Genomic DNA, 20,886 nt, shown 5'->3' with positions numbered 1-20,886 from the left:
GGGTTTTCCTCTCACTTCGGTGTGCCGGTTCTCGAAGTCGGTCAGGCTGGGGGGTTGGTGGGGTAGAAGGCGTTGATCTCGGCCAGGACGCGGTCGGGTGCTTCGTGGAGGAGGAAGTGTCCGGCGCCGGGGACGTCGGCGGAGGTGGCGTGGGGGGCGGCGTCCTGGAGGGGCGGCAGGACCATGTCGGCGAGGCCGGCCTGGGTGATCATGCGGACCGGGATGGTCAGCGGGGTCTCCTGGAGTTTGGTGTTGTCGGCCTCGTCCTGGGTCTCGGTCCGGTAGAGCTCGAAGCCGGCGTGCAGGACCTGGGGGCGGGAGTACAGCCGTACGAACTCGGCCAGTTCGTCGGCGGAGATGTTCTCGCCGGCGGTCTTCATCCCCTGGAAGAAGTGGGTGAGGAAGGTCTCGACCCGGTCGGTGACCAGTTCCTCCGCGAGGGGACGCTGCTTGTTGAAGGAGAAGTGCCAGAACATCGACTCGATGGCGGCGAACTTCAGGTTCTTGCCGGTCAGGCCGTAGTCCATGAGGAACAGGCCTGCTATCTGCTCGCGGTACTGGGCGGCCAGCGGGTAGGCGACGCTGACGCCGAAGTCGTGGGCGACGACCTGCACGTTCTCGCGGTGGCCGAGGTGGTCGAGCAGCTTGTGGACGTAGGTGGCCAGGACCGTCTTGGCCCTGGAGGGCGGGTTCCCGGTCGAGTCGCCCAGGCCCGGCAGGTCGATGGCGATGACGGTGCGGCCGGGCAGCAGCGAGGGCATGATCTGGCGGTACTCGTACCAGCTCTGCGGCCAGCCGTGCAGCAGCACCATGACCTGCGGGCCGTCGCCGCCGATGACGTAGTGCATCTGCACGTCGTCGATGGTCGTGAAGCCGTGCCGGAAGAGCTCGTTGAACTCGGCGTCGTCCTTGGTCGCCGCGTCGTAGCCGGGGCTGAGCGGCTCCTCCGACCCGACGGCCAGGGCGGTCGTGGAGGCTGTGGTGGAAGCGTTCATGGTCGTGGTACGTCCTTTGTGACGGGGGGGTGTTGTCGTGCACGGCGGTGCGGCTGGAGGCCGGTGGACCGCGCCTGCTTGCGGCCGGCCCGGGGTGGGCGGTCAGACGGCGATGCCGCCGTCGATGTTCCAGCTGGTGCCGGTGATGAAGTGGGCTTCGGGGCCGGCGAGATAGGCGACGGCGCTGGCGATGTCGGCGGGCTGGGCGAAGTGGTCGAGCGGCATGAGCTGCTTCAGGGATTCCGCGTACGGGCCGGAGTCGGGGGCCATGTCCGTAGTGGTGGCGCCGGGTTGCACGTTGTTGACGGTGATGCCGTGCGGACCGAGTTCGCGGGCCAGGCCGCGGGTGAGACCGGCGACGGCGGCCTTGGTCAGGGCGTAGACGGTTGCGCCGGGGAAGGGGACGCGGTCGACGATGACGCTGCCGATGGTGATGATGCGACCGCCCGGGCCGAGGTGGGGAGTGGCGGCCTGGACGGCGCTGAACACGCCCCGGACGTTGACCGCGATCAGGCGGTCGAACTCCTCCAGCGGGAAGTCCTCGATCGGCGCGATGTGGGCGACGCCGGCGTTGTTGACGAGGATGTCCAGTCCGCCGAAATGCTGTGCGGTGCGGCTGACCGCGGCCCGGACGGCTTCGTGGTCCGCGTTGTCCGCCTGCACGGCCAGGGCGCCCGTCGCCTCGGCCACGGCGGCGGCCTGGTCCTTGGCGCTGGCGTAGGTGAAGGCGACCTGGGCGCCGTCGGCGGTCAGACGGCGCACGATCGCGGCACCGATGCCCCGGGATCCACCCGTGACCAGGGCGATTTTGCCATCGAGGGGCCGTATGCCCGACTGGGTGGTGCCGGGGGCGAGCGGGGTGCTCATAAGAGGGGTCTCCGATGTCTGCGTCCATTTACGAACCGAACCGCTCGGTTACTATATGCGCGATGACACTAACCTGAGCAACCACGGGAGTCATTCCGTAGCGGCGAACTTTTTCTCAAGGAGGCTTCGATGCCCAGCACGGGACGGCCCCGGTCCTTCGACACCGACGAGGCGCTGGAGGTGGCGATGCGGGTGTTCTGGGCCGAGGGTTACGAAGGTGCCTCGCTCGCCGCGCTGACCGAGGCCATGGGGATCAACCGGCGCAGCATCTACGCCGCCTTCGGCAACAAGGAGGAGCTGTTCCGCAAGGCCGTCGACCGCTATGTGCAGGGCCCGGGAGCCTTCGTGGCCCCGGCACTTGAGCTGCCCACCGCCCGGCAGGTGGCCGAGGCGATGCTGCACGGAGGCGTGGAGGCCCACACCGCGCCCGGCTGTCCGCGCGGCTGTCTGCTGGTGCAGTCCGCGCTGGCCGCCGGCCCGGACAGCGAAGCGGTCCGCCGCGACCTGGCCGAACGCCGCGAGGCCGGAGTGGCCGCCCTGCGGAAACGGTTCGAACAAGCCCAGGCCGAGGGTGACCTGCCACTCACCGCCGACCCGGAAACCCTCGCCCGCTATGTGCACACCGTCGGGCAGGGCCTCGCCGTACAGGCCGCCGGCGGCGCCAGCCGAGAAGACATGCACCGCGTCGCCGACCAGGCACTCAGCACCTGGCCGAGTAACTGAAGCCTCGCGGCGCCGGCCGTCCGGACAGTCTGCGGGTGCGAACGGATCCGAGTGGTCTGACGGGTCCGATCGTTGACCAGGTCGAGGCGGCGTGCGGTCAGAGTGCGCAGGTCGGCGGCTATCTCGTCGCCGGGCCGCAGGAGACCAAGGTCTTGGCGCATGCGTGCCTGGTCGGCGATGACGAACGCATCCTTCTCAGCCGTCCTGCCCTGGCCGCGACAGGCGGCCGACACCTGGTTGTACGGGCCTTCCGCTGTGAAGCTGGGTTCACAGTCGCGTCGCGGCGCTGGGGCGCCGCGACGCGATCGGGTTTCGGCAAGGGGCCGAGTCGGCAGAGCCGGCGCGGTGTCAGGCGCGTGGGAAGCCCTCGGCATCGAGGCGGAAGACGAGCTCGGCCTTGTCGCGCTTGGTGGTGTGCAGTTCCCAGTAGAGGGGGGCGATCTGCTCGGGCTTGGCCGCCTCGACGCCGGGGATGACGGAGACGCCGATCGACGAGTCGATGCCGACGTGGGCGGCCTGGATGCCGGTGCCGTCCAGCTCCTTGTGCAGGTTCATCGCCCAGTTGCGCAGCGCCGCTGCGGCGGCGTTGACGTTGGCGACCCGTGGGTCGGGCCAGATCGAGCCGGCGCCGGTGGTGTAGAGCAGGGTGCCCGCGCCGGTCTCCTGCATCGCCGGCAGTACCGCCTTGGTGGCAGTGATGGCTCCGTAGAGCTGGAAGTTCATCTCGAACTCCACATGAGACGGCTCGGTCTCGGCCGGAGCGGTCAGCTTTATGACACCGAACGACCCCACCGGGGAGTACTCCAGGACGTCGATCCCGCCGAACCGCGCGGCGGCGTCCTTGAGTGCCTGGGTGAGCGCGTCGCGGTCGAGCACGTCCGCGGGGAACGCGGCGGCGGTGATGCCGTCGGCGGCGAGCTTGCCGACAAGACCGTCGAGCTTCTCGCGGTTACGGGAGATCAGGGCGACGTCGAAGCCCTGGGAGCCGAAGGTACGGGCGATGGCCAGGCCCATCTGGGGGCCGGCTCCAACGATGGCGATGCTGGTCACAGGGATCCTTTCAAGAAATCTGGTCGAAGGAGGAACGTCATCCGGATAGCTCTGTCCATATCAAGATCCGGATAAGCCGCTCCGGTTTGCCGCTGCCACCGTACACCAAAAATGGATAGGGTAATCCGATTGCTAGACTCCCCGGTATGCCCCCTGCCACCGAGCATCCCGACGGCACCGCCGGCCAGCCCCTGCGCAGCGACGCCGAGCGCAACCGTGAGCGGATCACCGTGGCCGCGCGCAAGGTGTTTGCGCGTGACGGTCTGGGTGCCTCAATGGCCTCCGTGGCCCGTGAGGCGGGGGTGGGGATCGCCACCATGTTCCGCCGCTTCCCCACGAAGGAGGAGCTGGTCGACGCCGTCTTCATCGACCGCATGGACGCCTACGCTGATGCCGTCGCCGTCGCCCTGGAGGACCCCGACCCCTGGAACGGGTTCGTCGGCTACATCGAGACCGCCTGTGCGATGCAGGCCGCCGACAGCGGCTTCGCCGACGTCCTCATCACGACCTTCCCGACCGCCAGGGCGCTGGAGCGGCGGCGCAACGAGGCCTATGAGGGCATGGTGGAGCTCATCGGCCGGGCCAAGGCGACGGGTCGGCTGCGCGAGGACTTCGACTCCTCGGACCTGGTGCTGCTGCACATGGCCAACGCCGGTGTCGTCAACGCCACCGGCGACGCCGCCCCCGACGCCTGGCGCCGCGTTGTCGCCCTGTTCATCCAGTCCTTCGAGGCCCCCGCCCGCGGCACCCTGCCCGCCTCACCCGAGCATGACGCCCTCTACAGGGCCATGCTCCGCGCCGGTCCGGCCGCTGATGCGGCGCCGGATGCGCGTACCAACTGACCTGGAACTGGAGCGTGCGGAGCCTCTGCGCGGTGGAAGGGGAATCCGCTGTGCGGGGTTCTATCCCCTTGGCTGGACTGGGCGGACGCGGCTGTTGCCGTAGAAGCCGTCTGACTCATCGCCCCCCAGGGGCCATTGAGGGGCCACAAGGACAGGAACAGACCAACAAGCACCGCACAGGGCTGACACGGATCAGCACGTCTGACCTGCAAGAACGGCGTGAATCGGCAATGATCGGCAACAGCCGCCAAGATCCTCAATGGACTCATAATCCGTCGGCCGTGGGTTCGAGTCCCACCCGCCCCACCTTTGCAGGTCCCTGACCTGCGGAAACGTTCATTTTTGGGTGTCGGGGCGTCAGCTTCGCCTGGACGGACTGAATCCACTGCTCGTGAGCTCAGCCTCGTTGCCGGTGTCGGGAGAGCGGATGCCCCTGACCTGCACGGATGTTCCAGTTCGCAGCGGTTGAACTTGCGATACATGGATCCTGTGGCTGGTTGGGCACTGGATTCTGGACGCTGGCTGGACGCGAGGAATCGCAAGTGCCATCTGATGATCTTCGAGTTGGCCCGCTGTTCTGGGCGGCGTGTGGGTGCGGTCGTCCGTCCGAGGGTGCGGTGGCCGAGGTGATTGCTGGGATAACGGCCGTACTGAAAACGGCCCAGCGCGTCCTTGCGTGACCGGCGCAGGTAGAGGTTAAGGCCGCCGCGGGCGCGGGGAAGGGGGGCCAGGCGGTGAGGGGGCGGGTCATGGCATAGGCCGTCCAGAGGGCGGCAACCGCGCCCTGGGCCAGCGTGGAAGCGAAGAGGGCGACGAACGCCGGGTAGCCGAAGCCGACGGTGGCGGTGGGGTCGTCGGCGGCGGTGCCGAGGGCGAAGGTGGCGAGTACGGCTGCTCAGCAGAACGCCACGCGGCGCCGTGCTCGGGATGCCGGTGCGTGACAAGGGTCAGAAGGGAATGGCAAGGGTGGAGAAGGTCGGGGTGCCAATCATGCCTGACCTGGGAAAAGGATGCGCTGGCCGTGGGTTCGAGTCCCGTTCGCCCCACCACTCGTTACTACATGTCTTGTCGGGTATCAGATTCTCTGAGAAAATCAGGTCATGAAGACGATGACCGCTACCGAAGCGTCACGGAACTTCGCCTCCGTGCTGGACAGTGCGGAACGCGGGGAAACCATCGTGATCACCCGCGGAGGCAAGCGTCTGGCCGTGCTCGCTCCCGCACCCAAGGCCACGGGGCGGGCTGTGAAGGACGCTCTCCTGCCTCATGTCGGCACGCTCGACGACGCCTTCGAGGACGACGTGACCGCCACACGTGATCTGTTGACGCTGGACGATCCGTGGAGCGACTGATCCTGGACACCGGCTTGCTGATCGCGATCGAGCGCCGGAAGATCTCCCTCGACCAGGCGCTGGCCGACGACGACGATCCAGCGATCGCCGCCATCACGGCGGCGGAACTGCTCCAGGGCGTGGAACTGGCGGACGACACCAACCGGGTCGCCCGCCAGTCCTTCGTCGACACCGTCCTCGCCACCATCCCGGTCGAGGAATACACCGTGGACGTGGCCCGCGCGCACGCACGGCTGCTCGCCCACGTCCGCAGAGCCGGCCAGCCCCGAGGTGCCCATGACCTGATCATCGCGGCCACCACGCTGACCACCGCGCGCACGGTGGTCACCCATGACAAGCGGGCCCGCTTTGACGACCTTCCCGGTGTCCGGGTACGTCAGTTGTGACAGGCCTTGGACGATGGGCGTTGGCAGGCGGCTGAGGGTTTTCATGCCGCTCTGGGCAGCCTCGTGGCGACCAAGGAACGCCGGGCAGGAATGTCGGTCAGCAAGCCCAATACGCGCGACTCTTTCGTCAGGGGCTGCTCACCGCGCCGAGTGTCTCCCAGCGGAGCGTGCGATCACACCAGCGGTTCAGGAGCATACGGTCATGTCCTACGGCGAGCAGCCCCGCGTCGGCGTGTCGCCGGTAGTTCTCAACCATGTCTACCTGCACGGCAGTTGTCGACGTGTCGAGCACTGCGGTCATCTCGTCGCAGACCAGCCAGCGGGGGCGCAGGACGAGGGCGCGGGCGAGGCAGGCGTGTTGGAGCTGGCCGTCGCTGACTTCGTGGAGGCCTCTGCTCAGCAGGTCGGGGGTGAGGCCGACGGTGGCGGCGAGTTCGGCGACCCGCTCGGTGACGGTGTCGCGGCGGCCGGTGGCACGCAGGGGCTCGGCGATCAGGTCCCTGAGTTGCAGTCGGGGATCCGCGGACAACCTCGGCTGCTGGAAGACGACGCAGTAAGCGGTGCGCAGGTCACGCGGTGCAGGAGCGCGGTGACCCAGGTCGGGGTCGATTTGCCGCAGCGGCTGGGCCCGAGGAGGCCGACGGCTTCGCCCGGCTCGACGGTAAGGGAGACGTCTCGAACCACGGGGGCGTAGCGATCGTATCCGGCGGTGACGGCGCGCAGTTCAAGCACGGGCGTCTCCCGGGACGTGAGGGGGGTGGCATGCGACGACGCTCGTCAGGGACGGCAGCGCGGTGCACGCGTCGGTGGCCCGCTCGCGGCGCGGGCCCGCCGAACGCGGATTGCTCCGGTCCCGCCAAGCCCCGGCGAGCCGGCGACGGCGAGCGTCGGCACGATGACGAACAGGCCGGGAAAACAAGGTCGGCCACCAGTGCGTAGGCAGCCCGAGAGCGTGCGCGTGCTTGCGGGCTACGGACGTCACCGACAGTCCGGGGAAGCTGGTGATGACTTCCGAGTCCGGGTGGGTGGAACGCTTCCTGGGTGGCCGTCGCGAGGACGTCGACGCTCCGGCAGGTGGCGTCGAGTTGCTGGACGCGATGACGGGCCGCACGGCGGTGGTGACCCGTGAATCCGACGGCAGTCGTCAGTCAAATTACCGATGACACGGCATGAGGTGAGCGGCAGCATGGGGCGTGCCGACACTTGGTCGTGCGGCGCACCGACCCCCGCTGGTCTCCTCGGCGCACGACCTCCTCTGCAGGGCCGGCCGTGCCGAAGCGACGGTGGGCCGATGGTACTCGAAGGGGAGTCGGGGGAACGGGTGTGTGAGCACCGGCCCGCCGCCGGTGTTCACACACCTGCCCGCGTCGTCCTCCGGGTGAGGGGCAGCGCGATCGGCGTGTGGGTCACTGCTGCGATTCGAGTTTCTCGATGATCGTGTCGGCGATCTCCGCCAGGATGGCTGTCTGGCCCGGGGTCATGTGGTCCAGGAACAGGCGCCGTACATCCGCGACGTGCTGGGGCGCGGCCGTCTCCAGGGCAACCCGACCTGTCGGAGTGATCCTGACGTACGCCCCACGGCCGTCGTCGGCGCATTCTTCCCGGTCGACAAGATCTCGCTTGGTCATGCGCGCGATGTGATGGGAGACCCTGCTCTTCTCCCAGCCCAGCACTTTCGCGAGCTCCAGTACCCGCAACCGGTCGTCGCTGGCACGCGTCAGCTCTGCCAGCACCTTGTAATCAGTCGCGGACAGCCCGAAGTGGCTCTGTATCGACCGACCGGCCTGGCTGACCAGCAGGTCGTGCATGCGCAGCAGACCTCGCCATGCCCGTTCCTCGACCGGGGTCAGCCATCGGGGTGATTCCGTCATGAGTCCACCATATGAGAAAGTTGACACTTCAGTCACCTCCGGCCGTCGTGACTCCACCCGCGTCGTGACCGCAGTCGGCTGAGGATCTATATCAGAAGGAGGCCCCAGGGGGCGGGCGATCTTGGTTCACAGGTGTGGGTTTCTGGCGGTCAGCGGCGGGCCGCGTCGGTACCGGATGTAGGTCGAAGATCCGCGATGAGCATGGGAACGCCTCACCACCAAGTGGGTGTGCCGTTCACCGCGGCGGCGCCTTCCCGGTGCCGCACGGTTCCAGGCCGTCTGAAGCGCGGCGCACCGAATGCCCCGCGCCTTTGTGGAGCTGATGGGGGCTGGGCGGCTATGCGTCGGGTGGACACATCGCGTGTGTAGCGTGGCCACGGCTACGGAGTCCGCCTCCCGTCACGGCATGCCCGCCACCCTCCTCGCCATGGCCGCGGCCTTCGGTCCGCTGCTCGGCGGGGCAACCTACGGCCTGCGCGGGGCCCCTCCGTCGGAGCGGGCGACCAACTTGGTGATGATGCTCGCCGCCTGGGGTGGCTCCTACGCGCCGTCCGTATTCGAGGGACGTTCGGGGCCGTCGGGCTCGGAACCGCCGCCGTCTGGTCGGTGACAGGACCGGCGGGAGGGGCACTGCTGGGGCGGGCTGGGTGGACGGTGCAGCGCGGGCGGGGCGACGTCCGGGCGCTGGCCCGCGCGGTCACGGCGATGGTGGTACTGGCGCAGGTGCTCTGGCTGGGGCCGGCGCCCCACTACTGGGGAGAGGCGGTCGTCCTCCTGGCCGTCGGTGCGTTGCTCACCGCTGCCCTGACCGCCGGCCTTGCGCGCGCCGACGTGCACCGGTACTAGCCGTGCGCGGTCCCCGCCCCCATGCGCGGTCTCACCTGCTGTCTCGCCGGGGACGGCATCCTCGACGCCTGTTCGGATCGGCGTGAGTCGGTCCGGCTCCGCACTGGATCTGACGTTGGTCACATCCGTTGGTTGGTGGATGCCGCGAGGGGAGGCGCCGCGGCCGTGCGCTCGGTTCCCGTACGGAGTCCGGGTCAGTGGGCCAGTGGTGCGAGCTGTCGCCACTCGGCAAGGGGCAACCCATTGCCTCTGCCGATGGCATGGAGGGCCACATGGGTGGCGCCGGCGTCGTGATGGGCCCTGATCCGTTCACCGATGGCGTCGACGTCCCCCCAGGCCACGACGGCGTCGATGAGACGGTTGCTGCCACCGTCGGACAGGTCATCCTCGCTGAAGCCCTGCCGGAGCAGGCTCTTGGCGTAGTGCCCCATGCGGATGAAGGGGGCGAGGAAACCGCGAGCCGCCTCCCGGGCACGCTCGGGTTCCGGATCCACGACGACCGCCTGGTAGGGGGCGAGCATGGGGCCGGAACCCAGAATGGCTCTGGCGCCGGCGGTGAACTCCGGGGTGACCAGGAAGGGGTGGGTACCCGCGCTGCGCCGCCCTGCCAGTTCGGTGAGCTTGGGCCCCATGGCGGCGACCACGCGCTCATCGGCCGGAACGGCTTCCTTCGCCTGATCCAGGGCGTCGAGGTAGCTGTTGAGCGCCGCGAGGGGTCGGTAGGTCCCGCCGGCGTGCTGCGCGGCGGCGGCGTCGCTGACGCCGAGGCCGAGGAGGAGTCGATGGTCGTACGCCTGGCGAAGTCGGGCGTGGCCCTCCGCCATCTCGGCGGCCGGGTGGCGCCAGATGCTGAGCACTCCGGTGGCGATGGTGGTGTTCTCGGTCGCTCGCAGCAGCCGTTCTGCGTCACCCAGGATGTCGCCGCCGCCCAGACCGGGGATCCACAGAGCGCCCCAGCCGTGCTGGTCCAGTTCGGCCGCAGCCTCGTGGATCTCCACGGGGTCGGGGTGCAGACGCAGTTCCGGGCTCCAGATTCCTGTCTTGCCGATGTGCATTGCGATGCTCCTCTTCTGTCTACCGCAGTCGTGCCGTCACCCTAACCACAAGTGGATGACGTTTCAACTAGATGGAGGGTGGCTTCGTGCCGACGAGAGCCTCGTTCGGGAACTCGGCGCAACGCCTGTGCGCTACGGTCCGGGCGTCATCGACGCGGTGCGGGATCCGGGTGGTGTCCAAGCCGTGTTCGACGCGGCGGGCAAGAGTGTCCAGGCTGACGCGATCGCGCCGGCCGGCGATCCCGGGCGCGTGATCACGCTCTCCGATCCGGCCGCTGCGGACACACGACGCTGCCGAGGTGCGACGCCGCCGAGGACCATCGGAGGCTGGAAAGCGGCAGTGGGCATCGGTGCATCGTCCTCACCACCGCGTAGGCGCGGAGGTCGCGGCGAAGTCGGGTCCGCCCCTCGAGGCGCATACCCGGCGGAAGTCCTTACGGCCGGTTTCCGTCCGGCAGCGGTCACCTCACGTGGCGGGCGTAGGCGCGCAGTTCATCCACGAAGATGCCGGGCTGCTCGAACGCGGCGAAGTGCCCGCCGGCCGTGATGTCGTCGTTGAAGTAGACGAGGTTGTCGTAGGCCTTCTCGGCCCACACCTTCGGGGTGCGCACCAGTTCGTGGGGAAAGACACTGACTCCCACCGGGAGGTCCAGTCGCGTCAGGTCATGGTTGTCGCGGTAGAACTCCCAGTAGAGCCGCGCGGAGGACGCACCGGTTCCCGTGAGCCAGTACAGGGTTATGTCGTCCAGCATGCGGTCGTAACCGAGGACGCGCTCGGGCCGGTGGTCGCTGTCCGTCCAGTCGATGAACTTCTCGAAGATCCAACTCGCCTGGCCCGCGGGTGAGTCGGCGAGCCCGTAGCCGACCGTCTGGGGACGGGTGGCCTGCTCCTGGAAGTATCCGGCGTACTGCTGGGCGAAGAGCTTCTGCTCGGCGATGGCCGCCTGCTCCTGCGGGGTGCTGTCCCCGAGAGCCGTGTTGGTCAGCATGAACTCGGGCAGGTTGAGGTGCACGCCGATCAGGCCCGACGGGCGTTGCCTGCCCATCTGCGTGGTGACGGCCCCGCCCCAGTCACCGCCCTGGGCGATGTAGCGGCGGTAGCCCAGCCGTTCCATGAGCGTGCCCCAGGCGGTGGCGATCCGGGACGGATCCCAACCGGACTGCGCGGGGAGGTCGGAGAACCCGTGGCCCGGCATGGAGGGGATGACCACGTGGAACGCGTCCTCCGGGGCTCCGCCGTACCGCGTCGGATCGGTGAGGGGCCCGATGGTGTCGAGGAACTCGACGAACGACCCGGGCCAGCCGTGGTTGAGGATCACCGGCAGGGCGTTTCGGTGTCTGGACCTGACGTGCACGAAGTGAATGCCCAGCCCCTCGATCCGTGTGCGGTACTGCCCGAGCGCGTTGACCCGCGACTCGAAAGCGCGCCAGTCGTACCGCGTGCGCCAGTGATCGAGCAGGTCCCGCAACCGGTCGAGCGGCACGCCCTGGGAGACGTCGTCGACTGTCTCCCGCTCGGGGAGGCGGACGGTGCGCAGGCGCTGGTTCAGGTCGTCGAGAGCGCTCTGCGGTACGTGCAGGTGGAAGCGTTCCGTACCGGGTCCGACCGGTGCAAGGCGGAAACCGGCGACCTCCGTCGGGCGGGCCCGTCCGGGAACGGGAAGGTGGGAGAGCGGGAGTCCCGGCACCGCCCCCATGGCCGCGGCCGAGCGCAGAAAACCTCGACGGGGCTCTCCCTGCTGCGCCGACGGGGAAGGCGAGACGGGCTGTGCTGGTTCGGTCAAGGCTTCTCCCTGTGCTGGATCCGGGCGGTGCATGGCGAGAGCATAGGAGGCATCGAGTTGATGTTTCAACCATATGTGGAAGACGTCTGTATCGCTGCGCGGTTAGAGCAGGCTCGCACTCCATGCTGACCTGCAGATTTACATCCGTTGAGATCCTGTGATCACCTCCGGCGCCTTGGCATTAGGTTGACATTTCACTTACGCGGGCTACTGTGACGACAGATCCGAGGGATTCCAGATGACCGCGGCCCCCAGCCGGTCTCGGCCCGGCCATCCCTCCCTGTCTCGTCGCTGCCTTCCTCCTCGAAAGGGACACAGCCTCATGTCTCTCGACAACGAAAAGATCATTCGGAACGCCTACCGGGTGGCGGAAGATCAGGACATCCCTGGGTGGATCGACTGCTTCACCGAGGACGGAACCTTCACCGACCAGTCGGTGGGCATCACCTACCGCGGCACCGAGGTCGCGGACCCGGTGCGCAACTACGCCCAGGCCTTCCCCGACATGCACCGTGAGCTCTACGACGTGTACGTGAACGGAGACATCGTTGTCGTCGAGCTGTCCCTCAACGGAACTCACCAGGGTGAACTGACCCTTCCCATGGGGTCGATCCGTGCGACCGGCAACACCATCCAGGTCCCGTGCTGCGACGTGTTCCGACTGCGCGAGGGCAAGATCGAGTCCTTCAACTGCTACCCCTCCGGCACCGTCCTCATGGGGCAGCTCGGGGTGCTGAACAACCTGGAGGCCGCGCTCGCGCACTGAGCCGCGCCCTGCCTCGGCCGCGAACGGCTGCGTATCCCTAGCACCTGACGTTTCGACACCAAGGAGCACCACCATGGCCGGCAACCCCCGCAACATCGCACTGGAGCCCGCCGCGCAGGCCTTCGTCGACGCGACCTCCGAACCGCCGTTCCTGTACCAGCTGCCTCCGGAGGAGGGGCGAAAGGCGGTGGACCAGGTCCAGGACGCCGAGATCTTCAAGCCCGAGGTCGACGAGGAGTGGGTGGAGGTGGAGGGCGGCCCCACGGGCACCGTCCAGGTGCGCGTCGTGCGTCCCGTGGGTACGTCCGGGACGAGCCTGCCCGTCATCCTCTATGTGCACGGCGCGGGCTGGGTGTTCGGCGACGCCCACACACATGACCGTCTCGTGCGGGATCTCGCTGTCGGGGTCAACGCCGCAGTGGTCTTCCCCGAATACGACCACGCGCCCGAGGCGGGATACCCCGTCGCCCTGGAGCAGAATTACGCGGTGGCGCAGTGGGTGACGACGAAGGGCGCCGACAAGAACCTGGACGCGCAGCGCCTGGCGGTGGCCGGCGACTCGGTCGGCGGCAACATGGCGATCGCGCTCACCCTGCTGGCCAAGCAGCGTGGCGACGTGCGCTTCGTCAAGCAGGTGGAGTTCTACCCCGTCACCGACGCTTCCTTCGACACCGCGTCGTACGAGGAGTTCGCCGAGGGCTACTTCCTCGCCCGTGACGGCATGAAGTGGTTCTGGGACCAGTACACCCGCAGTGAGGAGGAGCGCGGCCAGATCACCGTCTCGCCTCTGCGGGCGAGCCTGGAGGACCTGGCGGGCCTGCCGCCCGCGCTGATCATCACCGCCGAGGCCGACGTGCTGCGCGACGAGGGCGAGGCGTTCGCCGCCAGGCTCCGTCAGGCCGGTGTGCCGGCGACGAACGCCCGGTTCGGCGGCATCGTGCACGACTTCGTGATGGTGAACTCGCTGCATGACACCGAGGCCGCCAAGCACGCGGTCCTGCTCGCGGTCGCGAGCCTCAAGGAGGCCCTGCACTCCAACTGACGGAGTCGAAAGGGCGTGAACAACCCGTGGCGGTCGTCTTTCCCGGGCCGACCGCCACGCGGACCGAACTCCTCTGTTCCGCGTCCGTTCGCCGCGCCACCGCTTGCACGGCGAAGGCGACTGTGACGGGCGCCTCGACGAGTCGGAGCCTGTGACCCGACTCGATCGACGTCCGGCGGCCGCTCAACGTCCCATCTTCCACTCGCGTGTCACCGAACTGTGCCCTCTGGCACGCCATGTGAGACCGGAGCCAACCCATGCACTCGTTCCGCCATCCGGAAGCGTCGGCTGACACGGCCGCCTTCCAACCCTCCCGCCGCAACCTGCTGCGCACCGCAACCGTCGCCGGCCTGGCCACAGCCATGCCGGCCGTGCTCGGCACCGACCTGGCGTCCGCCGACGACGGAGAGCTGAGCTCGCTCTCCCTGCCACGGGCCACTGAGGAGATCACGCGACTGCACCTGCGCGTACCCGAGGCGCACCTGAAGGACCTGCGCCGGCGACTGGCCCGCGTCCGCCTGCCCGAACGGGAGACGGTTCCCGACGCCTCGCAGGGCGTCCAGCTCGACAAGCTGTCCAGTCTGCTGAGGTACTGGAGCACACAGTACGACTGGCGCAGGCTGGAGCGGAGGATCAACGCGTTCGGCCAGTACCGGACGCGTATCGACGGCCTGGGTATCCACTTCCTGCACGTCCGCAGCCGGCACGCCGACGCCACTCCGTTGATCCTCACCCACGGATGGCCCGGCTCCTTCGTGGAGTTCCTGAAGGCGATCGGTCCGCTGACCGACCCCACCGCATACGGCGGCACCGCGCAGGACGCCTTCCACGTGGTCATTCCGTCCCTGCCGGGCTTCGGTCTCTCGGACCGACCCACCTCGACCGGCTGGACCACGGCGCGTATCGCGGCGGCCTGGGCCGAGCTCATGGAGCGCCTGGGGTACACCCGCTACATCGCCCAAGGCGGCGACTGGGGCGGCGGCGTGACCACCCAGCTGGGCAAGCTGCGCCCCAAGGGCCTGCTGGGGGTGGAGCTCAACTTCCCGGAGTACACCTTCGCCCCGCCGGTCTCCGCCAGCCCCACCGCCGATGAACAGAGGGCTCTCGCCGAGATCCAGACGTTCTCCGCCCAGTACTCCGGCTACTTCCAGGAGCAGTCCACGCGTCCGCAGACCATCGGCTACGCCCTGGCCGACTCTCCGTCGGGACAGGCTGCCTGGATCTTCGAGAAGTTCCTCGACTGGACCGACAACACCGGTCGGCCGCAGGGTGTCCTGACGCGCGACGAGATGCTGGACAACATCACCCTGTACTGGCTCACCGACACCGCGGCGTCCTCGGCCCGCCTCTACTGGCAGAACTACGGCGCCTCGGGCCTGACCACCCTCGACCTGCCGGTCGGTCTGAGCGTGTTCCCGCACGAACTGGTCCGCAGCCCGAAGGTGTGGGCCGAGCGCGCGTACAGCGACCTGGTCTACTTCAACGACCGGATTCCTGCCGGCGGCCACTTCGCGGCGTTCGAGCAGCCGCTGCTCTTCGCCCAGGAAGTCAGGAAGTTCGCCCGGCTGATCAAGTGAAAGGCCGCGTCCGCCATTTGGCAGGGCGGTGACGCCCCCGGAGGGGAGCGGTGCGGGTCTGGACGGCGCGCTGCCCGCCGCCGCTCTCCCGCTGTGCCGCCCGGCAACGCAGGGGTGCAGACCTCCGGGCAGGAAGGCGGCGGCACTCGGGCATGTAGTTGACGTTTCACCTATCTAGACCGTATAGTGATTGAACATTCAACAGATGGTGGCTCGGGTGCCGAGCCACCCGAGCAAGGAAGTGACACGATGGGACAGCTCAGCGGAAAGACGGCCGTCATCACGGGCGGCACCAGCGGGATCGGCCTGGCCACCGCACAGCGGTTCGCCAAGGAAGGTGCCCGGGTCTATGTGACCGGCCGCCGCAAGGAGACCCTGGACGAGGCCGTCGCCGCGATCGGCGGCGACGTGATCGGGGTGCAGGCCGACAGCGCCGACCTCGCCGACCTCGACCGCCTCTACGCCACCGTCGAGGCGGCCGGTGACCGTATCGACATCCTCTTCGCCAACGCCGGCGGTGGCGAGTTCGCCACCCTGGAACAGGTCACCGAAGAGCACTTCGACGCGACCTTCGGCACCAACGTCAAGGGCACCCTCTTCACCGTCCAGAAGTCCCTGCCGCACCTCAACGACGGTGCCTCCGTCATCCTCACCGGTTCCACCGCCGCAACCGTCGGCAACGAGGCCTTCGGCGTCTACGGCGCGTCCAAGGCCGCCATTCGCTCCTTCGCCCGCACCTGGGCCAACGAGCTGCGCACCCGCGCCATCCGCGTCAACACCATCGCCCCGGGCCCGATCACCACGCCTGGCCTCGACAACCTCGCCCCGTCCGAAGAAGAGGCCGCTCAGCTCCGGGACCACCTCGCCACCACCGTCCCCCTCGGCCGTATGGGGCAGCCCGAGGAAGTAGCCGACCTCGCGCTCTTCCTCGCCACCGACCAGTCCAGCTACATCACCGGCACCGAGATCTTCATCGACGGCGGCGCCAACCAGATCTGATCGGCAGACACCAGCAAGCCGGTCCGGTGAAAGAGGAGTTCATGGGCACCCACTCCGTCCCGGCCACACCCGCACCGCCCGAGGCGGAGCGCGCCCCGGCCGGCGGGTGGCCCGCGGTGGCAGCCGTCGCCGCGGTGTCATTCGTCCTCGTCCTCTCCGAGTTCCTGCCCGTCGGTCTCCTCCCGTCCATCAGCCACGGCCTCCAGGTCGACACCGGCACGGCGGGACTGGTCGTCGTCGTGCCGGGGCTGGCGGCAGCCATAGCCGCTCCGCTTCTCACCATGGCCGCCCGTCGGCTCGACCGGCGGCATGTCCTCCTCGCCCTGGCTGCCCTGATCGCGGTCTCGGACGCGTTGGCCGCCTCCGCCTCGGGCCTCGCGGTCATGGTCGGCGCCCGTCTCCTGCTCGGCCTCGCCGTCGGTGGTTTCTGGGCGATGGGCGCGGGCGTAGGTGGACGTCTCGTCCCGCCCGCCTCCGTGGGCCGGGCCACCGCGCTGATCACCGCGGGCATCTCGGGCGGAACGGTCATCAGCCTTCCTCTGGGGTCCCTGATCGGTCATGTCGCCGACTGGAGAGCGGCCTTCGTCGTCGCCGCGCTGGCCGCGCTGCTGACACTCGTCGTGCTCGGCCTCGCACTCCCGTCCCTCCGGCCCACCGGAGCGGTACGGGCGGCCGCACTGGGCAGCGTCCTGCGCAGGCCGCCCGTCGCCCTGACCCTGCTGATCGCGGCCGTCGTCTTCTTCGGCCACTTCACCGCCTATACCTACATCACCCCTTACCTGCAACAGCGTGCGCACTTCGGCCCCGGTACCGTGACCGCGGTGCTACTGGGCTATGGATTGGCAGGGCTGACCGGAAACTTCCTCGCCGGTCTCTCGTCCCGCTCACCACGCCGGGTCCTGGTGGTTGCCGCGCTCATCCTGGCGGCGGCAGTCGTCCTACTCACCCGCGTTCACGATGAACCTGCGGTTGTGGGCCTGGTTCTCGGGTGGGGCGCTGCTTTCGGAGCGGTACCCGCGGCCGCGCAGACCCGTGTGATGGATCTGGCCGGGCAGGACACGGACGCGGCCTTGGCGCTCCTGGTCACCGCCTCGCAGACCTTCCTCGCCCTTGGGTCGTTCACCGGAGGGCTGCTGACCGATCACGCAGGCACCACGGCGGCCTTCGCCCTGGGCGGCAGCGCCGTACTGCTCAGCGTCCTGGTGCCGGCCGGACACCGCCGCGTACGCGGTTAGCGGCGGACACGGACCGGCGTGTCAGCCCCCACCGTTACCCGCGCGGTATTGGGCCGGGCGGTGCTGCCGGGCCGACAACGCGTCCCGAAGCGCCCCGCGCGACGTTATGCCCAGCTTGGGGTATATCTGGTAGAGGTGGGCGCCGACCGTCCGGTGCGAGATGAAGAACTTCTCGGCGATCTGCTTGTTCGTCAGCCCACGCGCGGCCAGTTCCGCGATCTCGTACTCGCGTGGCGTCAGTTCCGTCAGGAAGCCCTCCGCCCGGGAGCCCTCCGCCGGGCCGGGCACGCTCGCCCCCGCCGCACGCAACTCCCTCGCCGCGCGTTCGGCCCAGGGGCGTGAGTCCAGACGCCGGAAGGCCCCGAGCGCCGCTTCGAGCGGCCCCGTGCATGCCGTGACCGACCCCGCCCGGCGCAGCCTTTCCCCCCGGGCCAATTGGATTCGCGCTCGGTCGAAAGGCCACTCGCCCGTATCCGCACCGGAAAGGACCTGCTGGAAGAGCTGCTCAGCTGTTGCATCGTCCTCGGTCGCCACCGCCCGAGCGCCGGCGGCGAGCAGAGCCAGTCGCGGGGAGAGGTTCTCCACGTTGGACGCGAGGACGGCCTGCACGTGGGAGGCGGCCTCGGAGTGTCGGCCGGTGCTCATGGCCGCTTCCACGAGGTCGAAGAAGACCCACACAGCAGCCTGCGCGTACTGCGCCAGCCGGCCCGCCGGGCTGATCGATTCGGCGCACCGAAATGCTTCTTCGAAGTCGCCGGCCGAGACATGGGCCAGTGCACGGACATGGTCGGAGTACTGGACGATCGCTTGGAGGCCGCGCGGCGAAGCCCAATCCGTCATGTGGTCGGCCAACGCGTGAGCGGTGTCCACGTCACCCGAGGAAGCCGTGGCAAGGCCCTTGCTGTAGTAGAAGTACCAGGAGAAAAAGCTGTAGCCGGAACTCTCACACAACGCGAGCCCTTCGTCGGCCAGTTCGACCGCCTCCTGCCACCTCCCCGAGTAGTAGGCGTCCAGGGCCAGATGAAAAAGCACCCCGAGGTGCCTGCGGGCCGGACCACCCTCTCTGCCCTGCCGCAGGATCCGCCGGGAGGCTTCCCTGAGCAGCGGCAACCGATCCGTGTAGACGGCGCCGGTCCCGATCCGCACGATCTGGGCGGGGTCTGTTTCCCTGACCGCCGCATCGCAGATCTGTCCAAGCTGCCGCAGCGTCGCCTGTTCGGTACGGGCCGGATCGCTGTACAACTGTCCGAGCACGGACAGTAGGGCCGGCGGCTCCGGCCTCAGACGTGCGAGCAACTCGTGGAACGGGCTCCAGAAGTCCTCCCTCGCCCCGTAGATGCACAGCAGGAGAAGAAGATGCATCGCGTCCACGAGTTCGGCACTGTTCGCGTCGTAGCCGCGGCTGTCCTGCTCGATGGCACCGACCAGAAGGCGGTGCGCGGTCGTGACGTCTCCGTCGCCGCTCAGCAGAAGGTGCACGGTGACCGCGGCCGCGTAGAGCGAGCCGGCCCGCTCCGGATCGGCCTGCCGAGCGTCTTCCAGCAACTCCGACGCGCTGTGCAACGCTCCCGTCGCCTCGGCGCCGATGTATGCGGCCTCGGCCAGTCGTCGAGCCCGGTCTGCGTCATGAGGGCTCAACTCGGCCGCCCGGGTGAGTGCCGCGATGGCGGCGACCGCGTCCCCGCGATTGAGGATCCGGCGGGCCGCCTCCTCCAGAAGCTCCGACACGTGATCGTCGGGATCAAGAGTCGCCTGTCCCAAATGCCAAGCGCGCGACTCGAGTTGCCTGTCAAGCACCCGGGCAAGCGCATGGTGAGCCGAACGGCGTCTGCTGCTGGTGGTCGCCTCCACCACCGCCGACTGAATCAACGGGTGACGGAACACCAGACGGTGACTGGCATGATCGACCCGGACCAGGTGGTCGCGCTCAGCCGGTATCAGATTCTCCAGATCTGCATGGCCCCCCATCTCACGCGCCGCGGCGCACAGCACCCCCACGTCTCCGCCGCCGTTCAGCGCCGCCAGCAGCAGCATGTCCTGAGTCTTCTCCGGCAGCTGCCGTACGCGCGAGACGAAGAGAGACTGCAGCCGTTGGCCGAGCGGAAGAACTGCCGGCAAGCCCTCGACGGCTGCGGGAGAATGATCGCCCAGGGCGCGCGGAATCTCCAGAAGAGCCAACGGATTTCCTTGTGCAGTCGTCAGCACCCGCTGTTGAACACGGTGAGGAAGGAATGGGAACCTGGTTTTCACCAGGTGCGTTGCCGATTCCGCATCCAATGGTGGAAGCTCATAACACGGCAGACCGCCGCTTTCAAAGAAGCTGTCCGTCCCGGTCCGCAGAGCGGCGAGGAAACTTATCCCTGTCCCGGACAGCCGCCTCGAGACGAAGCCGAAGACCGCAGCACTCGCGCGGTCCACCCACGGCAGGTCGTCCACGATGACCAGCACCGGCTGCTGCTCCGCCGCTCTGCGCAGCACTTCCAGAGCCGCGTTGCAGACGACCAGACGTTCTGGAGGGGGGCCTGCGCCGAAGCCGAGGGCCGCGCTCAACGCCTGGCGGTGAAGTTCGTCCAGGGTCTGCACGGTGTCACGCAGTGGGAGGAACGCCTGGTTCAGAGCGGCGTAGCTGAGATCCGCCTCGAATTGCACGCCGGCGATCCGCAGCACCCGCGCACCGTTGGCAGCGGCTGACCTCTCCACGGCCTGCAACAGGGCTGTCTTGCCCACGCCGGGATCACCGGACAGCAGCAAGGACCGGCCGGAACCACTGTGTGCGAAGAATCCCGATATCCGGGCGAGATCTGCATCTCGCCCCACAAGCCGATCGACGATTTCGCCCGCCCACGGTCCGGATGAACTCACCGGGCTCTTCCTCGCTTTTCTTGATGCGATCATGAACGGGCCGGTGTGTATGAAGGGATCAACGGTTCTTCCGGTCCAGCGGAAGTATAAGTGCCTTAACTTCGTCTCCCGTTGGCCGTCCCATCTATCGGTACTCAACGTCACCCGTATCCGCCCCGGAGGCCTCGCCGGCTTCAGGCGCACACACCCGTCGGAGCGCGAGGTGCTCCCGGATCCGCGCAGGGCAGGGGCGGGGCGCGGGCACGGGAAGGGCAATCCGTTGCGCGCGAGTTCGAGGCCAGTTGTTGAGCTGTAGCGATCGTCTCGGAACCCGGCCGGACCTGCCCACCCGGGACGCGTTCTGGACGCAGGTTGGACCCAAGGATCGGAAAGGACTGACAAGGGCCGAGAAGGACTGAAACGCCAAACCGCGTCTGACGTGGGAAAACGGCCAGGATGAGCACTGATCGGCAAGGGTCGCCAAGATCCTCAGCGGACTCATAATCCGTCGGCCGTGGGTTCGAGTCCCACCCGCCTCACCTTTGCAGATCCCTGACCTGCGGAAACGTTCATTTCTGGGTGTCGGGGCGTCAACTTCGCCTGGACGGACTGAATCCACTGCTCGTGGGTTTGGTGGCCGGCGGTATTCGGGGGA

The 20,886-nt window shown here is 68.3% G+C and carries 19 protein-coding genes and 2 pseudogenes; 12 read left to right on the top strand and 9 right to left on the bottom strand.

Features of this window, described 5'->3' with window-relative positions; genetic code table 11:
- Window positions 1-41: 41 nt before the first annotated feature.
- Both OHB00_RS17095 and OHB00_RS17090 read right to left on the bottom strand, forming a co-directional pair.
- Window positions 42-995, bottom strand: coding sequence for an alpha/beta fold hydrolase (locus tag OHB00_RS17095; protein ID WP_406435760.1), 954 nt, complete (start codon window positions 993-995; stop codon window positions 42-44).
- Between the two features lie 102 nt (window positions 996-1,097).
- A complete protein-coding gene (locus OHB00_RS17090; RefSeq protein ID WP_406435759.1) occupies window positions 1,098-1,862 on the bottom strand; it encodes a 3-oxoacyl-ACP reductase family protein in 765 nt (254 codons plus the stop codon).
- 129 nt (window positions 1,863-1,991) lie between these two features.
- Here OHB00_RS17090 and OHB00_RS17085 point away from each other — a divergent pair, with 129 nt between their 5' ends.
- Window positions 1,992-2,585 carry a TetR/AcrR family transcriptional regulator gene (locus tag OHB00_RS17085; RefSeq protein ID WP_406435758.1) on the top strand — a complete coding sequence of 198 codons (594 nt, stop codon included), beginning with the start codon at window positions 1,992-1,994 and terminating at the stop codon, window positions 2,583-2,585.
- 41 nt (window positions 2,586-2,626) lie between these two features.
- Here the strand turns inward: OHB00_RS17085 and OHB00_RS17080 are convergent.
- Together OHB00_RS17080 and OHB00_RS17075 are read right to left on the bottom strand one after the other, a co-directional pair.
- A pseudogene (locus OHB00_RS17080) lies at window positions 2,627-2,812 on the bottom strand (transposase); the annotation flags it as partial.
- 121 nt (window positions 2,813-2,933) lie between these two features.
- Window positions 2,934-3,635, bottom strand: coding sequence for an SDR family NAD(P)-dependent oxidoreductase (locus tag OHB00_RS17075; protein ID WP_406435757.1), 702 nt, complete (start codon window positions 3,633-3,635; stop codon window positions 2,934-2,936).
- Window positions 3,636-3,781: 146 nt separating this feature from the next.
- Between OHB00_RS17075 and OHB00_RS17070 the strand changes: the two genes are divergently transcribed.
- The 3 genes from OHB00_RS17070 (at window position 3,782) to OHB00_RS17060 (ending at window position 6,215) form a co-directional block, all read left to right on the top strand.
- Window positions 3,782-4,477: a TetR/AcrR family transcriptional regulator gene (locus tag OHB00_RS17070; RefSeq protein ID WP_406435756.1), complete on the top strand. Its 696-nt coding sequence runs from the start codon at window positions 3,782-3,784 to the stop codon at window positions 4,475-4,477.
- Between the two features lie 1,100 nt (window positions 4,478-5,577).
- The gene (locus OHB00_RS17065) at window positions 5,578-5,829 is read left to right on the top strand and encodes a type II toxin-antitoxin system Phd/YefM family antitoxin (RefSeq protein WP_059205475.1); all 252 of its coding nucleotides are present in this window, start codon (window positions 5,578-5,580) and stop codon (window positions 5,827-5,829) included.
- Window positions 5,817-6,215, top strand: coding sequence for a PIN domain-containing protein (locus OHB00_RS17060; RefSeq protein WP_406435755.1), 399 nt, complete (start codon window positions 5,817-5,819; stop codon window positions 6,213-6,215). Before OHB00_RS17065 ends, OHB00_RS17060 begins: the two co-directional genes overlap by 13 nt.
- A 127-nt stretch (window positions 6,216-6,342) precedes the next feature.
- Here OHB00_RS17060 and OHB00_RS17055 read toward each other — a convergent pair.
- Window positions 6,343-6,947: pseudogene (locus tag OHB00_RS17055) on the bottom strand (ABC transporter ATP-binding protein).
- 272 nt (window positions 6,948-7,219) lie between these two features.
- On the opposite strand from OHB00_RS17055, the gene OHB00_RS17050 reads away from it, so the two are divergent.
- Window positions 7,220-7,378: a hypothetical protein gene (locus tag OHB00_RS17050; protein ID WP_406435754.1), complete on the top strand. Its 159-nt coding sequence runs from the start codon at window positions 7,220-7,222 to the stop codon at window positions 7,376-7,378.
- Window positions 7,379-7,621: 243 nt separating this feature from the next.
- On the opposite strand, the gene OHB00_RS17045 is transcribed toward OHB00_RS17050, so the two are convergent.
- Window positions 7,622-8,023 (bottom strand): MarR family winged helix-turn-helix transcriptional regulator, encoded by a 402-nt coding sequence (locus OHB00_RS17045; protein WP_406445822.1) that lies wholly within the window; start codon window positions 8,021-8,023, stop codon window positions 7,622-7,624.
- A gap of 469 nt (window positions 8,024-8,492) precedes the next feature.
- Here OHB00_RS17045 and OHB00_RS17040 point away from each other — a divergent pair, with 469 nt between their 5' ends.
- Together OHB00_RS17040 and OHB00_RS17035 are read left to right on the top strand one after the other, a co-directional pair.
- Complete coding sequence (locus tag OHB00_RS17040) at window positions 8,493-8,696, top strand: hypothetical protein (protein ID WP_406435753.1); 204 nt, start codon at window positions 8,493-8,495, stop codon at window positions 8,694-8,696.
- Complete coding sequence (locus tag OHB00_RS17035) at window positions 8,693-8,932, top strand: hypothetical protein (RefSeq protein WP_406435752.1); 240 nt, start codon at window positions 8,693-8,695, stop codon at window positions 8,930-8,932. The genes OHB00_RS17040 and OHB00_RS17035 overlap by 4 nt, the downstream gene beginning before the upstream one ends.
- Before the next feature lie 194 nt (window positions 8,933-9,126).
- Here the strand turns inward: OHB00_RS17035 and OHB00_RS17030 are convergent, their stop codons facing one another.
- Both OHB00_RS17030 and OHB00_RS17025 read right to left on the bottom strand, forming a co-directional pair.
- A complete protein-coding gene (locus OHB00_RS17030; RefSeq protein ID WP_391073830.1) occupies window positions 9,127-9,987 on the bottom strand; it encodes a TIGR03620 family F420-dependent LLM class oxidoreductase in 861 nt (286 codons plus the stop codon).
- A gap of 461 nt (window positions 9,988-10,448) precedes the next feature.
- Window positions 10,449-11,771, bottom strand: coding sequence for an epoxide hydrolase family protein (locus tag OHB00_RS17025; protein WP_406435751.1), 1,323 nt, complete (start codon window positions 11,769-11,771; stop codon window positions 10,449-10,451).
- Window positions 11,772-12,093: 322 nt separating this feature from the next.
- On the opposite strand from OHB00_RS17025, the gene OHB00_RS17020 reads away from it, so the two are divergent.
- The 5 genes from OHB00_RS17020 (at window position 12,094) to OHB00_RS17000 (ending at window position 17,390) form a co-directional block, all read left to right on the top strand.
- Window positions 12,094-12,537, top strand: a complete 444-nt coding sequence (locus tag OHB00_RS17020; protein ID WP_406435750.1) for a nuclear transport factor 2 family protein — start codon at window positions 12,094-12,096, stop codon at window positions 12,535-12,537.
- A gap of 73 nt (window positions 12,538-12,610) precedes the next feature.
- Window positions 12,611-13,579: an alpha/beta hydrolase gene (locus tag OHB00_RS17015; protein ID WP_406435749.1), complete on the top strand. Its 969-nt coding sequence runs from the start codon at window positions 12,611-12,613 to the stop codon at window positions 13,577-13,579.
- Window positions 13,580-13,836: 257 nt separating this feature from the next.
- Window positions 13,837-15,156, top strand: a complete 1,320-nt coding sequence (locus OHB00_RS17010; RefSeq protein ID WP_406435748.1) for an epoxide hydrolase family protein — start codon at window positions 13,837-13,839, stop codon at window positions 15,154-15,156.
- A 249-nt stretch (window positions 15,157-15,405) separates the two neighbouring features.
- Entirely contained in the window at window positions 15,406-16,155 is a 750-nt protein-coding gene (locus tag OHB00_RS17005) for an SDR family oxidoreductase (RefSeq protein ID WP_406435747.1), read from the top strand.
- A 41-nt stretch (window positions 16,156-16,196) separates the two neighbouring features.
- The gene (locus OHB00_RS17000; protein WP_406435746.1) at window positions 16,197-17,390 is read left to right on the top strand and encodes an MFS transporter; all 1,194 of its coding nucleotides are present in this window, start codon (window positions 16,197-16,199) and stop codon (window positions 17,388-17,390) included.
- Between the two features lie 21 nt (window positions 17,391-17,411).
- On the opposite strand, the gene OHB00_RS16995 is transcribed toward OHB00_RS17000, so the two are convergent.
- Window positions 17,412-20,252, bottom strand: coding sequence for an AAA family ATPase (locus tag OHB00_RS16995; RefSeq protein ID WP_406435745.1), 2,841 nt, complete (start codon window positions 20,250-20,252; stop codon window positions 17,412-17,414).
- Window positions 20,253-20,886 lie beyond the last annotated feature (634 nt).

The sequence above is a fragment of the Streptomyces sp. NBC_00631 genome (assembly GCF_045206895.1).
GTDB lineage: Bacteria > Actinomycetota > Actinomycetes > Streptomycetales > Streptomycetaceae > Streptomyces.
Note: the sequence above shows the minus strand (reverse complement) of the source record. Positions and strands in the feature narration are given on the sequence as shown.